General features: G+C 68.7%; 11 protein-coding genes. 5 read left to right on the forward strand and 6 right to left on the reverse strand.

The window, feature by feature from the left end:
- Positions 1–16: 16 nt before the first annotated feature.
- Complete coding sequence (locus POL67_RS27170) at positions 17–2695, reverse strand: hypothetical protein (protein ID WP_271922164.1); 2679 nt, start codon at positions 2693–2695, stop codon at positions 17–19.
- Positions 2696–2876: 181 nt separating this feature from the next.
- On the opposite strand from POL67_RS27170, the gene POL67_RS27175 reads away from it, so the two are divergent.
- From POL67_RS27175 to POL67_RS27195, 5 genes are all read left to right on the forward strand, one after another.
- The gene (locus tag POL67_RS27175) at positions 2877–3419 is read left to right on the forward strand and encodes a glutathione peroxidase (RefSeq protein WP_271922166.1); all 543 of its coding nucleotides are present in this window, start codon (positions 2877–2879) and stop codon (positions 3417–3419) included.
- Between the two features lie 121 nt (positions 3420–3540).
- Positions 3541–4245, forward strand: coding sequence for a response regulator (locus POL67_RS27180; protein WP_308789553.1), 705 nt, complete (start codon positions 3541–3543; stop codon positions 4243–4245).
- 3 nt (positions 4246–4248) lie between these two features.
- Positions 4249–5613: a sensor histidine kinase gene (locus tag POL67_RS27185; protein ID WP_271922170.1), complete on the forward strand. Its 1365-nt coding sequence runs from the start codon at positions 4249–4251 to the stop codon at positions 5611–5613.
- Positions 5614–5648: 35 nt separating this feature from the next.
- Positions 5649–6779 carry a CotH kinase family protein gene (locus POL67_RS27190; protein WP_271922172.1) on the forward strand — a complete coding sequence of 377 codons (1131 nt, stop codon included), beginning with the start codon at positions 5649–5651 and terminating at the stop codon, positions 6777–6779.
- A 14-nt stretch (positions 6780–6793) separates the two neighbouring features.
- On the forward strand, positions 6794–7549 hold the full coding sequence (locus POL67_RS27195; RefSeq protein ID WP_271922174.1) for a polyphosphate polymerase domain-containing protein: 756 nt from the start codon (positions 6794–6796) through the stop codon (positions 7547–7549).
- A 346-nt stretch (positions 7550–7895) separates the two neighbouring features.
- Here the strand turns inward: POL67_RS27195 and POL67_RS27200 are convergent, their stop codons facing one another.
- From POL67_RS27200 to POL67_RS27220, 5 genes are all read right to left on the reverse strand, one after another.
- Positions 7896–9329, reverse strand: coding sequence for a TolC family protein (locus tag POL67_RS27200; RefSeq protein WP_271922176.1), 1434 nt, complete (start codon positions 9327–9329; stop codon positions 7896–7898).
- Positions 9317–11341: a biotin/lipoyl-binding protein gene (locus POL67_RS27205; RefSeq protein ID WP_271922178.1), complete on the reverse strand. Its 2025-nt coding sequence runs from the start codon at positions 11339–11341 to the stop codon at positions 9317–9319. The genes POL67_RS27200 and POL67_RS27205 overlap by 13 nt, the downstream gene beginning before the upstream one ends.
- 2 nt (positions 11342–11343) lie before the next feature.
- Positions 11344–12024 carry a DUF4956 domain-containing protein gene (locus POL67_RS27210; RefSeq protein ID WP_271922180.1) on the reverse strand — a complete coding sequence of 227 codons (681 nt, stop codon included), beginning with the start codon at positions 12022–12024 and terminating at the stop codon, positions 11344–11346.
- Positions 12025–12071: 47 nt separating this feature from the next.
- Entirely contained in the window at positions 12072–13706 is a 1635-nt protein-coding gene (locus POL67_RS27215; protein ID WP_271922182.1) for a CotH kinase family protein, read from the reverse strand.
- Between the two features lie 119 nt (positions 13707–13825).
- Entirely contained in the window at positions 13826–15874 is a 2049-nt protein-coding gene (locus tag POL67_RS27220) for a PEP/pyruvate-binding domain-containing protein (protein ID WP_271922184.1), read from the reverse strand.
- Positions 15875–15897 lie beyond the last annotated feature (23 nt).

Genomic DNA, 15897 nt, shown 5'->3' on the forward strand with positions numbered 1-15897 from the left:
CTTCATTTTGGAGCACCTAGCGCTCCATTTTGGAGCGTTCCCGAGCGAGCTTGGAGGATCGGCGCGTCGTGCGGCGAAGGCGCGCGAGGAGGAGGGAGGCCGCAGCGCCCAAGGGCAAAAGCGGCTTCGTTTCGCCCGGAGTCACCCGACAACCACATCCCTCTCCGTCGTTGACCGGAGGAGCGCCCGCCCCGCCAGGACCACCGGCGCCGCCGGCCCCGCCTGCGCCTGCGCCTCCGCTTCCGCTTCCGCCTGCGCCTCCGCCTCCGCTTCCGCTCCCGCCTGCGCCTCCGCTTCCGCCTGCGCCTCCGCTCCCGCTTCCGCCTGCGCCGTCCGGCTCCACGAATCGCCCGAAGACGCGGTTCGCACCAAACGGCTCTCCCGGGACGAACCGCGCGTACACCACGAGGGCTTTGTTCGCGTTTTCCGCCGCGATCACGGGCGCGCCCTCGACCCAGGTGGGTTCGGCCGAGAGCGGGACGATCGGGGTCACCGTGCCGTCCGCTTCGATCGTCCTCGCCACGAGGTCGACCGCGGCCGGATTCGTGGGCGCCGTGAGAACCCGGAACGCGACGAGCGCGCGCGGCCCCACCGCAACGAGGGACGGGCACGTGCCCTGGACGTTGCCGTGGGAAAACGCGACGTCATTGCAATGGCCGCGCGGCAGATCATCGCCGACCCGCAGCCCCGGGCTATCGAGGACCATTCCGTCGGACGTCACGCGCGCGGCGCGGAGGCTCCCCCGCCGCTCCGCCACGGCTTCCTGCCACGCGAGGACGTGGTGCGTTCCCGTGAACACCACGTCGGGCGACTCGAGCGGCGTGCCAGGCACGGCGGGCGCGACGAGAAAGCCGCCCGGATCGAGCGGCTCGCCTGCGGGCGTCAGGCGACCGGCGCGGATGCCGGTGCTGGAGGACCAGGTCACGAGGAAATTCGTCCCGTCGAACGAGAGCGCAGGTGTCGTGCCGAGCCATTCGGCCGGCGCGGCGGACAGGTCGATCACCGGGGAGACGACGCCGTCCTGGCCCACACGGAACGCGTGGAGCTTCTGGGCGCTCGCGCCCACGAACATCAGGCCCGCGCCGTCCGAGGCCACGTCGTTGAAATCCGGGAGCACGATCGGCGTGGTGTCGAGGACTTCGCCGCCCGGGCTCAAACGCGCCGCCCGGGCCGCGAGGGGGGCGTCGTACGGAGGGAAGGCCGACTCGGCCCGCCACACGGCGAGCGTGTTCTGGCCATCGAAGTACGCGCGGGGCTCCATCTGGATCCACGGGCCGGCGGACACGGCGATGTTCTTCGGGTCGAGCAGGGTCCCGTCCGGAGACAATCGCGCGGCGTAGATGTCGTACCATCGGACGCCCTGCTCGAAGTTGCGGTCGTCGGTCCACACGACGACGTGGTTCGTCCCGTCGAAGGCCACCGCCGGCTGGAATTGTTGATGGGCGCTCTGCGAAACGACGATACGTGGTTCGTCGAGCGCGGCCCCGGAGGTATCGAGGCGTGTGCCGACGATGTCACCGCTGACGATCTCCGTGTAAAAATGGCTCCGCTGTGTCCAGACGGCGAGCGCACCCGCGCCAGCGCTGGCCAGGGCGATCTCGTCGACGTTCTGGCTGAGCAGGACGCCGGCCGGGGGATCGAGCGGGACCCCGGCCGGAGAGAGGCGCCCGGTGCGGAGCACGCCAGCCAGGGCCCCGTGGTAATCGCCCCACGCGAAGAGCGTGTTCACCCCGTCCTGCGCGGCGACGAGGTTCGCGGGAAGGCTCGTGCTGTCACTCGAAACCAGAAGGGGGCTCGGGTCGAGCACGGCGCCCGAGGGCGAGAGCCGCAAAGCGTGTACGTCGTTGCCCATGGCCCAGCCGAGCACGTAATGCGCGCCGTCGTGGAGGAGCGCGGCGTCCCTCGCGTCCGGGCCGGGGACGAGGACCACGGGCGTGGGATCGAGCGGGGCGCCGGACGCGGAGAAACGGCGCGCGCGGAGCCCGCCGTGCCGAAAGACCACGAGGTACTCCGTGCCGTCCGTGGCCACGACGGGGCGCGCGGGGTCGGAGGCGCCCTCGGTGGGCGCGACGAGGAAACCTCCAGGATCGAGCACGGTGCCATCGGCGGCGACACGCGCGGCGCGGACCTCGCAGTTCGAATAGGGGCAGGTCTTGTCCCATACGACGAAAAAGCCATCGCCGTTGGAGACGACCTTGGTCTGGACATGGTGATCCGCGGCCACGAGGATCCCGCCGGGATCGAGGACCGTGCCGGCCGGGTCGACGCGCATCACGCGCACGCTCGCAGGAGCAGGTCCAGCAGGCTCCACCGTGTTGCCCGTATAGGCGAGGAGGAAGTTCGTTCCGTCGTAGGCAATCGAGGGCGCACGGCCGTCGGCGAGGTGGAGGCCGTAGGGATCGACGAGGGTGCCGTCGAGCGTCATGCGCGTGCCGAAGATACGGTCCCGACCATTGCGCTGGTCCTGCCAGACCACGAAGTACGCGCCGTCGCCGAGGGCCACCGCGGGGCGCCATTGGAGCTCGGCCGCGAAGCCGGGGAGGGGATCGCCGAGGCCGATCTCGGGGCCAACGACGGTTTCGAGGGCCGCACGGGCGAAGCCGAGCGCGGGAGACGCCGGCGCGTGTTCACCACAGCCGACAAGGAGAAGGGAGAGCAGGGACGACGCGAGGAGGCAGGGCAGGGGACGACGCATGTGGCTCTCTCGCCAGCGTACCGTGGGTTTCGTTGGGGGAGCCACGGGCGCGCGAGACGATTTTTTGCCCAATGGTGTGCTCGGGGCTCCTCGCTCTCGGGTTGCCGTCGTCGAGGGCGGACGCCACCGCGGCCCTGGGAGCCCCTGGCGTCGCGGCCCGTCCTCGGGTATTGCGATCCGCATGCTCAACAAACTGGTCGGCGTCGTGAACCGCGCGGTGTACGGCAAGGCCCCCGAAGGCGGGCCCACCTCCATGCAGGAGCTCTCGCTCCAAAGGCTCGACGGGGCGCCGCTCCCGCTCGAAGAGGTGGCGGGCAAGGTCGTGCTCTTCGTCAATGTCGCCAGCCGCTGCGGCCTCACGCCGCAGTACGAGGGGCTGGTGAAGCTGCACGAGCGTTACCACGATCGCGGGTTTCTCGTGGTGGGCGCGCCTTGCAACCAGTTCCTCGGGCAGGAGCCGGGCTCGGCCACGGAGATCGCGCAGTTCTGCTCCGCGACCTACGGCGTCGACTTTCCGCTCCTCGCCAAACAGGACGTGAACGGCGCGGAGCGCAGCCCGCTCTACCAGTGGCTCATCGGCAGCAAGGCGGGCGGCGGCTCGGACGTCTCCTGGAACTTCGAAAAGTTCCTCGTCGGCCGCGACGGCGCGGTCCTCGCGCGTTTCTCGCCGCGGGTAACGCCCGAGTCGCCCGAGGTCGTGCAGGCCATCGAAGCCGCGCTCTGATCCTCCAGACGGTGCGTTGACGCAGCCCCCCCGCGCCCGCCCGCTCGTTCGCCCATGTTAAGCAACTGTTAGCGACGCACTCCGCCCGCGGCGCGGGTGGTAGTCTGCTCGGATGATGCCCGTGGAGAGGACCTCGACCTCGATCGTGTTCATCGAGGACGACGAGAAGCTCGCGCGCCTCACGGCGAGATACCTGGAATCCCACAACGTCCGCGTCACCCTCGCGACCGACGCGCGCGACGGGATCGCCGCCGTCCTGCGCGAGCACCCCGACGTCGTCCTGCTCGACCTCATGTTGCCCGAGATCGACGGCTTCGAGGTTTGCCAGCGGCTGCGCGCCCGCGTGCACACGCCGATCATCATGGTCACCGCGCGCGGTGAAGAAGCCGACCGCGTCATGGGCCTCGAAGGCGGCGCGGACGACTACCTCCCCAAACCCTTTTCCGCACGCGAGCTGCTCGCGCGCATCCGGGCGCACGCGCGCCGCGCCCGCGGCCTCGCAGGCCCGCCGGCCGAGCGTCAGATCGTCGCCGGCTCCCTCACGATCGACCCCTGCGCGCGCAGGGCGGTCTTCGACGGGGCGGATCTCGCGCTCACGACCTACGAGTTCGATCTCTTGCATGCCCTCGCCGAGCGGGCCGGGCGTGTCCTCACGCGCGAGCAGCTCGTGGATCTCGTGCGGGGCAGCGCGGACGAGGCCTTTGATCGTTCGATCGACGTGCACGTCTCGCACCTCCGGAAGAAGCTCGGCGACGACCCGAAAAACCCGCGGATCATCAAGACCGTGCGCGGCATCGGGTATGTGTTCGCGGTCGATCGGATGTGAGCCATGGCCCTCCGGAACGTCCTGCGCGCACGCCTGGCCCTCCGCATTTACCTCGTGGGCCTCGCGCAGTTCGCGGTGGTCGCGGCCGGATTCATCACGCTCCTCGAAATCAACCGGCCCAAGGGGTTCCCCCACGAGCACGAGGTGCGCTTTCTTCACGAGATGATCGCGCGGGAGATCGACAACCCGCGCGAGCTCCAGCGGGTGCTCGATGTCACGCAGAACGAGCTCCACTCCACGGTCACCGTGGTCGATCCGGACGGCGCCGTGTTCGCGACCAACGCGCCCGGCGCGCCGCGTTGCGCGCCGCTACGACTGAAGAAATTCCTCGAGGATAGGCCACCGCCACCGCCTTGCCACGCGAGGCCCGTGCGGTTTCCCGATGGCCGCGAGGGGCGCATCGAGCAATTCGCCCCGCATCGGCCGCCAGGGCCACCCATCACCGGGCCCCGCTTGATCACGATGGTCCTCGTGGTCGTGGGGATCTCGTCGTGGCTGCTCGCGCGTACACTCACGCGGCCGCTGCGTCGCCTCTCGACGGCCGCGCGCGCGTTCGGCGGCGGCGATTTGAAGGCCCGCGCCGCCCTGCCGAACCGCGACGAGCTCGGCGACGTGTCGCGCGCATTCGACGAGATGGCCGAGCGCGTGACCGAGCTTTTGCGGGCCGAGCGGGAGCTGCTCGCGAACGTCTCGCATGAGCTGCGCACGCCGCTCTCGCGGATTCGAATGGCCCTCGCGCTCGTCGCCGAGGCGGAGGGCGACGTCGCCGTCGCGCAGGAGATGCTCGGCGAGATTGGCGGGGATCTCGACGAGCTCGAGCGGCTCATCTCCGATGTGCTCACGGCCGCGCGGCTCGATTTCGAGGACGTGGCGTCGCACGCCGGCATTCCGCCGCTCCGCCGCGAGCGCGTGGACGTGCACGACTTGCTCACGCACGCGGCGTCGCGGTTTCGCGCGGCACACCCGCAGCGGACGTTGCGGGTCGACGTGCCGGCGGATTTGCCCTCGGTCGACGCGGATCCCGTGCTCCTGCGGCGGGTCTTCGACAACCTGCTCGAGAACGCCCACAAGTACACGGAGGAGCCGGCGGAGGCGGTCGAGCTCGTCGCGCGTGGGGGCGAGGACATCACGGTCGAGGTCGTCGACAAGGGCGTCGGGATCTCGGCGGAGGATCTGTCGCGCGTGTTTCGGCCGTTTTTCCGGGTCGACAGGAGCCGCACCCGCGCGACCGGGGGCCTCGGCTTGGGGCTGCCGCTCGCGAAGCGGATCATCGACGCGCACGGCGGCAAGATCGAGCTCGTGAGCACGCCGAACGAGGGGACCCGCGCACGTGTGCGTCTCCCGATCGCACATCTTTCGGCAGCTTAACACGCCGTTAACAGGAACCTCGTATCCTCGCGGGCATGCGATACCGTCTCGCCTCGATCCTCCTGTTTTCATCGGCCTTCACGGGGTGCACCGCCGAGGATCCCGTGGAGGCGGTCTTCGACCCTGCCAAACTTCACAAGGTCGAGATCACCGTCGCTTCCACGTATCTCGGCACGCTCGCGAACGATCTCGACGAGCGCGTGCCTTGCGACATCGTCTACGACGGCGAGCTCGTCGCGGGATCCGGCATCCGGCAAAAGGGCAATACGCTCGTGGATCTCGACGACAAACCGAGCTTCTCCATCAAGTTCGACGAGTTCGACGACCAGGCCAAGCTCTACGGGCTCAACAAGCTCATCCTGAACAGCTCGAAGCAGGATCCCAGCTTTCTGCGCAGCCGGCTCGGCTCCGACGTGCACCTGCGCGCCGGTCTCCCCGCGGCGCGCGTCGCGCACGCCCAGGTGACGCTGAACGGCGTCGACAAGGGGATTTACGTGGTGGTCGAGGCCGTCGACAAGGACTTTCTCCGGAGCCACTTCGGCGAAGAGTTCGCCGAGGGCAACCTGTACGAAGGCCCGTGTTGCGGCGATTTCGTGGACGACATCGAGCACATGGAGCTCGAGGACGAGAAGAAGGACGGTAGGTCCCGGGACGATCTCCGCGCGCTCGCGCAGGTCATCCAGGACACGCCCGACGCCGAGTTCGCCACGGCGCTCGAAGAGCACCTCGATCTCGGGCAGTTCATGAAGATCTACGCCCTCGAAGCGCTGCTCGGCCACTGGGACGGCTTCGCGTTCCGAGCGAACAACCATTACATCTACAACAACCCCGCCACCGGGCGCTTCGTGTTCATGCCGCACGGGATGGATCGGATCCTGGACGATCCTTCGTTTGACCCCGAGACGACGCCCGTGACCAAGCTGCCGCTGCGGATCCGCGCGCTCACGGCGCTCGACATGGAGTTCCAGACGCAGCGCACCGAGCTCGCCCGGAACGCGTGGAACGAGACATCCATGCAGGCGGTGATCAACCAGGCAGCCGCGGTGCTCCACACGGCGGCCGCGGGCGAGCAGACGAGCAAGGACCTCGCCGATTTCGACGAGGGCGTCACCGAGCTCCGCAACATCGTGACCGTACGCAGCGACAAGATCGCCCCCACGAACTGAACGCGAGGCGCGCCGTGGACAACGTCATCGAGCGGTACGAATACAAATACCTGGTGCCGGAAGGGCTCGTGCCCGGCATCCGCGCCACGGCGCGCGCGACCTCCAAGATCGACAAATACGCCGGGCCCGACGGGACCTACCGCATCCGCTCGCTGTACTTCGATACGGACCGCTACGACCTTTTCTGGGCGAACGAGCGGGAGCAAGCCGATCGATTCAAGCTCCGGGCGCGCTGTTATCCCGCGAGCACGGAGAGCCCCGTGTTTCTGGAGGTCAAGCGGCGCGTGCTCGACGTCATCGTCAAGACACGCGCCGCCATCCCCGCAGCCGCATGGCGAGACGTCCTCGCCGGCAAGGAGTCCGCGCTCGCCGCGCTCTCCCCCGGCGCACGCTCAGGCGCCATGCGGTTTCTCGCGCCGTATCACCGGCACCACATCCGCCCGGTGCTGCTCGTCGAATACGAGCGCGAGGCCTACATCAGCGAGATCGACACCTACGCGCGGCTCACATTCGACCGCAAGATCGCCGTGCAGCAGCAGGAATCGATCGATCTCGAAGCCGTCCCGGGGCGGTGGCGCCCCATCGATCACCGTGCACAGACGCGGACCCAGGAGCCAGTATGCGTGCTCGAGCTCAAATTCGAGCGGCGCCCCCCGCGCTGGATGGTCGCCCTCGTCCAGCGCCTCGACCTGATCCGATTTTCCTTCTCAAAGTATTGTTACGGCGTGACCGCAGAGCTGACGCTCCCGGAAGCACGGATTCCCGGCTGAGGATGGAGGCGCCGCGCTGGGGCGTTGCCCCAGGCCCCAGCAGGGGCTGTCCGCCCCTGCACCCGGACCAGCCAGGGGCTGGACCCAAGTTCGATGAACTGCGCTCCGCGCAGTTCATCGAACAGGCCCGGTGAAGACCGGCAGCAACCCTGCCAACCGAGCCAGCCGCGCTGCGGGGTCGGCTGGCAACCCGGGTTCTTCGTCGGCCTGTTTGAAAAACTGCGCGGAGCGCAGTTCTTCCACCTTCGGTCCAGGCCGTGCCTGGTCCGGGTCGAGGGGCGGATAGCCCCCGCGGGGCCCGGGGCAGAGCCCCGGCGCGACGCCCCCCGAAGCCCCCACGCTCAGGTCACGGCGCGCTGCGGGAGACGCCCGCTGGGAGGCGGCCGCCGACGGCGCGGCGGAGCTCGGAGACGGCTGTGCGATAGCGGCGTATGAGGGCGAGGAGGCGGAGTTCGACTTTGACGCGTTGTGCGTCGACGGAGAGGGCTTCGATCACGTCGACGTTGCGACCTTCGAGGGCTCGTTTGGATGCGGATCCTGCTTGCGCGGCGGCGGGGAGTGCGCGGGATCGGAATGCGGTGACGAGCTCGCTCGAGACTTCGGCTTCGCGCAGGCGGGCGCGTACTTCGCGGGCGACTTGCTCGACTTCGGCGGCGAGTGCGCGCTGTGACGAGTTCTTCGCTGCGCCTGCGGCGGCTGTGCCTGCGCGGTTTGTGTCGAAGATGGGCAGCTCCACGCCGGCTGCGAATGTCCAGGCGAGGCCTGTCAGCGTGCCTGGCGTGGGGAGCGTGCCCGGCGTGAATTGGTACCCGAGCTCGACGAACGAGAACCACGGAAAACGGCGTGCGCGCTCGGCGTATGCGCGTGCGTCGGCCGCGTCGATCCGCGCGGCTGCGATGGCGACCTCGGGCCTGCGCCGGAGTGCCTCTTCGATGAGCGCCTGCTCCGAAGGCAGCGCTGGGGGCGGCCATGCGAGTGGCGGCTCGCCGACGACCTCCACGGATGCCCCGGGTTCGAGCCCGATGCGATCGAGCAATTCGCCGAGCACCTCGCGCCGGTGCGCCTGTTGCTCGGCCAGATCGGATTCGGCCTCCACGGCCGCGAGTTCGGCCATCGTCTCGTCGATCGACGTCGCTTCCGCTGCGGCGACGCGGGTCTTCATTTGTGACGCGAGGGCCCTTCGCGCCTCGGCGACGGCTTGGGCCGCGGCGATTTCGGCGTCGATCAAGGCGACGTCGTCGAAGAGCCAGCGGACGTCGGCTTCGATCGTGATCGCCTCGGCGCGCGCCTCCGCCTGCGCCTCCGCTTGCTCTGCGCGCGCCTCCGCGACCTCTGCGTCCACCTCGCCCGGCCGGTCTGGCGAGAAACGGAGCGCGGTGCGGATCCGCGGCTCGCCCTCGACGAATTGATCGAGGCGCATTTGGGTGATACGAAGCTCCGGGTTTGTGTGCCGATTCGCTGCGGCGACCTCCGCTTCGGCCGTGGTCGCGGAGGCTTCGAGCGCGGCGAGCTGCGCGCTGTTTTTCTTCGCCAGGGCGACCGCGTCTTCCACGGTGAGCACGCGCGGCGCCGCATCGGACGTGCTCGCCGCGCGCGCCGCCGCGCCTCGGCGGACGGATTCGTCGCGCCGCACGGTGAGCGCTCCTCGGGGCCCGAGGCTCTCGCGATACATGGCAATCGCGCGCTCGGAGCCCGAGAGTTGCAGCGAAGGGGAGCAACCTGCGAGAGCCGGGAGCAGCGCTGCGGGGAGCAGGGCTGCGTACCTTTTCAGCGCGCCCACGGCACCTCCTCGAACGACGGGACGCCACTGCCCGTGTCGAAGACGACCATGAGCTTGCCCGCGGAGAGCGACGGCGCGACGCCCTCCGGCTTGAGCCCCGGAAACCGCTTCACGAGGAGCGGCGTGAGCGCTCCGGGGGCCGGGGATTCGACGCGCCAGAGCGCGCCCGCGTCGCCGTCCGCCGTCGAAGGCGTGGACGTGATCACGAGGCTGCCGTCGGGCAAAAACAACAGATCGGAAATGCCGCCTGGCGTGGGTTTGCCCGCGAGCTCCACGTCGACAGGGACGCGCGCCCATAACGAGGCGCCGGCGCTCGCGAGGGGCTTCGACGCGAAGAGCGCGCTCGGCGTCGTGACCTGCCAGATCATGGCATGGCCTTGCGCATCGAGAGGAGCTTTGAGGCCAAAATAAAGGGCGCCTTTCTGGTAGGCGAGCCCCTCGATGTCGAGCGCGCGTGTGCCCTTCGGGAGCCCGAGCGCCGCGGCCTGCGCGGGGTCCGCGTCGAGCAGCTCCGCGAGATGGGCCTCTCCGTCGACGCGGAAGCCTCGCCCGTCCTTCCGAAGGCGCAAGAGCGCCGTCCGCGCGGGCTTGCGTTTTCCTCGCTTGCTGTAGCTCTGCGACGACAGGAGGTAGATCTCGCCCGCATCCCCGGCGGCAATGGCCTCGACGTCCGAGATCTCGTCAATGCCGTCCACCTGCAAAGGCTCCGGCTCGATCACGCCGTCCTTGGACATGCCAAAAACCCAGGGCGCGCCCTCCGTGTCCTGCTGGCCCGTATCGTCGCTGACGACGAGATAACGCCCTTCGGCCTCCCGCGCGAGGATCCCGGACGGCTCGAATCGCGTCCGCTTCGAGAGCGCGTCCGGGAGCTTCATCGGGAGCACGCTCGCCGGCAGGTTGTTTGCCGTCGCCGCCGGAGGCGCCGGGCTTGCCAGCGGCGCCGAGGCCGGCTCGAAGACGACATCAAAGGCTTGCCCCGCGATCACGTCGAGGGGGGCGTCGAGCTCGACCGTGATTTCGCGGCCCCACATGGGAATTTTGGGCGAAACCCAGCAACGCGCGGGCAACTCCGCCACGAGCGGGCCGAGCGCGACGGTTTTTCCTCGCAGCGCGCCGCCCTGCTGCCCTCGAATCCACAGTTTCGCGCCGTCCCCCTCGCGCACGCCGAGGGACACACGCTCCGGGACGCACGTGACCACACGCGCGCCCCCGCGCACGATGCTGAGCACCGGATCCCCGGCCACGGCGACCTCGCCGGGCTGCTTCCAGATCGTCGCCACGCGCCCGCGCCGCGTCGCGCGGAGCACGTACCCCGCGCGCCTTTGCTTCAAGAGCTCGATGCTCCGCTCGGCAAAACGCACGTCCGCGGCGAGTTTGTCCGCGGTCGCCGAGCCTTCTTGTTTTGCTGCCTTGCGCCGCGCCTCGGCCGTCTGGATCTGCTTCGCCAGGAGCTTCAATGTCCGCGGCTTCTCCGCGGCGAGCGCGGCGGCCGCGGCGTGTTGCAGGTCGACCTTGGCGAGCTCCTCGAAGACCACCTGTCGGTCCTCCACGAGCTGCTTCACCCGCGCCATTTCGCCATCGAGCACCTTCGCCTCGGCGGACACCTGGAGGTGCTCCTCGCGTTGCCGCGCCGCCTCGCGCTCGAGGGACGCGAGGTCCGCGTCGAGCTTTTGCAGGATCTCGGACTCCGAGGCGCGCACGTCCGCTTCGAGCCGCGTCTTCTCGGCCTCCGCGACGGCGATCTCGGCGTCGATCGCGGAGGTGTCGAGCTCCGCGACGATCTGCCCCGGCGTGACCTCGTCGCCGACACGCACGTGGACCGCCGCGACCTTGGCGATCTCGGTCGGCGCGATGGCCTCCGGCGTCGCCTCGGCGAACCCCACGACGTGCCCGCGCGCGCCGTCGCCGAAGTGCAGCCCCGCCGCGGCGCCGAGCGTGCCCACGAGGCAAAGCCCGGGCGCGAATCGCTGGAGGGCCGCTTGCATTCGATGGAGGGTCTTCGTCGATTTCATGGCTACAGATCCAGCGTCGGCTCCTGCAGCAGCAAGGCGACGTCCTGCACCCCCGGAATGGCCTTCAGATTCGAGACGAGCGGCCCGCGCAGATCCGGCGCGCGGACGCTGATCTGGTACGCGTGCTCCATGATCGTCCCTTGCGCCGCCTCGCGCAGCGTGACGAGCGCGAAGGACCGGCAATGCGATCGCAGGATCTTCATGATGGCCTCCTCCGCCTCGGGCCCGGCGGGCGCGGCGAAGCGGAGGAGTCCGTCGGGCTGATGGCGCGCGCCATACCCGGTGAAATGAAGCAGCACGAATCCGATCGCGAAGATGATCGTGCCCAGGATCGCCGCGCCGTGGGCCTGCGCGCCGCTCGCCATCCCCACGCCCAGGGCCGCGAAGATGAAGATGATGTCGCGCGGATCCCGGAGCGACGTGCGGAACCGGACCGCCGAGAGCCCCCCCGCCATGCCGATGCCCGCGGCGATGCTACTGCCCACCGCGAGCATCAACATGCACGTGATCACGCTGCCCATGGCCATTCCGTGCACCGTGGACCGCGAGTACGAGAGGCCCCGGAAGGTCGCCATGTAAACGACCGCGATGGCCTGGCCGAGCCCAAAGGCGAGCAAGAGGGAGATGAGCGCCTTGCGCCATTCGAATGCGTCCCCCTGGGTCAGCGGTTCAAGCCATTCCATCGGCAGCGTGTTCCTCGTGGCAAGCGTTGGCGAGAGGTCCTATGCGATCACGGTCCGAGGAACGTGGCCACGTCGGCCGGGCGCTCCTTCGCGTGGGCGATCACCCCGGCGAGGCCCTCGTCGAATGCGGCAGGCGACGCGAGGAACGTATACCCCGGCTGCTCGCCCTCCGCGCCGACGACGTAGGGCGCGATGAGGTCGTGGGCGGCCTTGAACCGCGCTTCCATGCCCGCGGCCTCGTAGTCCTTCTCGACCGCGAGTGCGACGTAGCCGCGATATTTCTCGAGGTACACCGGATCGTCGAGCAGGTACCGGATGAGCGGCCATTGCTCGGTGATCTCGGACATCGCGAGCGACATGGCCTGCCCGCCGAACCCTCCGCCCGACGAGGCGGGGAACGCGAAGCTGTGGTCCCAGGGGATCCACGTGAATTGCGCGTCCTTCTTCGGATCGGCGTACATGTAGTAATTGTGCGGCATGCGGCCGTACTGGTCCCAATCCTCGATCACTGCGTTCAGCGCGAGCCAATGGAGGAACCCATCGACGTCGAGCCGGGCTTCGAGGCCGGCGCGCCAGGCGGCGGCGTCGGTCTTGTCGGCGTGCAGCGCGTCGAAGAGCGCCTGCGCGTCCGAAAAATCGGCCTCGTCCTCGTTGTTTTCCTTCCCGAGCGTTTCGGTGTCCAAGGTCTGCCAGCGCGCGCCTGCGCCGTCGGGCTTGTACAGGTTGCCCTTGTGGCCGCCGAAATGCGTATCCATGAACGATTCGTCCGAGGGCAGCTCGATCCCCGTGTACAGCCCGAAATACTTCACGCCCTCACCGTGATCGATGAACACGCGGTAAAACGCGGTCGCGGGCGCCGGGATCCCCGCGTTCACGAAGACCTCGGTGCCGATCTTGTCGCGCATGAGCGACGCATCGCTCGCGGAGTTCGAGAAACTCAGCGCGTCGAAGCCGTAGAACCGCTGGTTCTTCGTCTCCGGATAGGTGTCCTCGTACTTGTCCCAGTTGAAGCGCAGCGGCAGCTTCCAGACGCCCCCCTGCCAGCTCATGGCCAGGCTCGAATTGCCCTTGAAGCGGATCCCGACGTGCTGCCAGCTCCGATCCTCGGTCTTGACGTCACACTCGACGTAAATGGGCGTGCGGGGGAGCAGGTCGACGCCCCCTTCGCCGCCCGGTCCGCCGGGCCCGCCGGGGCCGCCCGGGCCGCCGGCCGGGAAGCAAAGCAGGCTGCCCATGGCATCCGTGCACGTCCCCTGGGACTCGACGCCATTGAGCGTGACCGTGCACGCATCCCCGGCCGCGAGCCCATTGCAAGCCTCGGCGAGCTCCGGCGGTAGCCCGCCCGGCCCCCCCGGCCCGCCCATGCCCATGCCTTCGCCGAACGTGCCGAGCATGTCGGTCATGTCGGCGACCATCGCCGCCCAGTTCTCGGGCGAGATGGTGATGTCGATGCGGGGAACCCGATCTTGCGGGAAGGCGGCCGCATAATCGGGATCCTCCGATCCGCTGCCGCCCTCGCCGCCGTTTCCACCGCCGCCCTCGCCGCCGCTGCCGCCCGCGCCGCCGCTGCCTCCCGCGCCCGCGCCCGTCTCGGTGCTGGGATCACTTCCGCCGCACCCCTGGATCGCAAGGGCCGCCAGCGCCGCGAACGGCAGAACACAATGCAGGAACCGCATTCTCATCGTCACTCCCCAAGTTCAAGGTTCGAGTGGACTCTATGTCGGGACTGCGGCGCAGGTGTTACAGGATCGTGTGCGATTGTTAAGCGGGCGAATCACGCGGGCGTCGGGAACGTCGCCGCTCACTCGCTCCCGCGGCCGGGGTAGGGGCGGGCTTGCTTGATGTAGAGCGTGGGCGTCTGGCCAGGGGCGGCCTCGTCGTCGAACTTGAACTCGATATCCATCGCATACCAGCCCTTGTTCCCCGCGGCCGGCCCATACGCGGGGGAGAAGCGCGCATGGATGGCGTCGAGGGCCACGCCGAGCGAATGGATCTGCGCCGTCGTGAGGACACGCTCGCCCTCCGCCAGCAAGCTCGAATGCGTCAGGTACGTGATCGGCTGGTTCGGCTGCGTGAAGTAATAGAGAAACTGGTCGCTGGTCACGCCGGGCGGCGGGGCCACGACCTCCACGTCGCCGCCGTACTGGACGTTCACGTAGAACGCGGGATCGACCCCCGCTTCGTCGAACGGATTCGCCGTGACGGCCACGCCGTTCGCCTCCTCGTCCGGGAAGTTGTGGTGCACGAGCAGGGCCATCCCGATCGATTTGTGATCGATGCCGTAATAGCTGCGCTCCTCGAACGTGCGGAAGAGCCAGGCGCTCGCGTAGGTCTCGCGAATGGCGTCGAGCACGTCGGCCCAGTCCGTGGGGTCTCCCGTATGCGACTCGTAGCAGCCGGCGCAGGGGAACCCTTCGAGATCCTCGCTGTTCGTGCTCGTGCGGAAGCGCATCTTGTGCGTCCCGTAGTCGGCCGCGATCTTGTCCTTCAGCAACGTCTGGAACGCGGCGTCGACGGGAGCCGCCTCCATCGCCTTGCGCAGGTCCTTGAGCTTCTGATCCCGGACGGCCGCGTCGGCCTGGAACGTCGAATCCGCGAGCAGCGCGTCGATCTGGTCGTAGAACCCGTTCTGCTGCATGAACTGGTCGTAGTAATGGACCGGGATCGCGAAGGCCTTCTGGATCGGGACGTTCTCGGTCCGCGTGAGGATCGAGTAATGCGCCGCCTTCCCGCCGAACGCGAGCACCGATTTTTTGATGGCGTCGCGCAGCGAGCCGCCGGCCGCCGGCTCGGGCGTCACGTCCTCGAGGTCCCACAGGCCCGTGACCGAGAGATCAAGCGTCGGGAGCACGACGGGCTCGGGCTTGTGCGCGTCCCAGAAGGCTTGCGCCTCTTCGAGCGTGACCTCGCGGACGCTCCACGTGGAGGAGCCCACCGTGAGCTCGACCAATTTGCCTTCGAGGGCCCGCAGCGCGGGATTCGTCATCGCATGACGTAGCCCCATGTTCGGCGTGCCTCGATTCTGCGAGAGCACATTGACGTGAGAGAGCGGCGTCTGGAATTCTTCCGTCACGAGGCCCTGGATGACCGAGATGTCGTTCGGCGCCTCGTCGAGGACCACGATGTCCTCGTGGGAGACGTATTCGTCCTCGAGATCCGCGGCCTTCAGGAAGCGGAGCCGCCCCATGGCCGAGCCGAGCGAGAGGGGCTGGTAATCGATGGCCGCATAAAGCTCGTCCGTGGTCTTCACGGGGACGTCGGCGCCGAGCTTGTCGGCCTCCACGGTCACCGCGTCCGACGTCGGGTGGAAGAACAGGCTCCCGCCGAAATAGGCCGACGCCGCGACCTTCTTGTAGAGCGTCGTGATCATGGCCGCCGACGCCGTGTCGTACGGGGCGATTTCGAGCGCCCATACCTTCGGGCCTTCGTAGTAGGTCACGGCACCGAGCAGGAAGCGGCGGTCGGGCGTGTAGTACTCGGTCGCGTTGAAGCTCGACAGCTCGGGCACGAGCGGGAGGTCATTGCCCGAGAGGTGCTTCGAGGCGAACTCGTAATGGATCTTGTAGAGGACGCTGTTCTGGAAGTAGAGCGCATTGCCGTCCGCCTGGTCCAGGACGACCTTGACCGAGCGCGCGCCCGGCAGATCGGCGCGCAGGGGCTCCGAGGCGAGGGCCTGAAAATCCCCGTTGCAGCCGATCGTCTGCAAGAAGTCCGGGGATTCGCTGCCGCTCGGGAGCTGGCATTCGAACACGGGGCCCGCGGGCGCCGCCGTGTCGCTGCATGCCATCGGCATCGCGGCGACGGACAAAACGAGACCCAGCGCCGTGACGGCGCGTTTGTGCAAGGACATGTTTTCCTCCAAAGAAAGCCGAA

Origin of the sequence: Polyangium mundeleinium (assembly GCF_028369105.1) — a bacterium.
Classification (GTDB): Bacteria; Myxococcota_A; Polyangia; order Polyangiales; family Polyangiaceae; genus Polyangium; species Polyangium mundeleinium.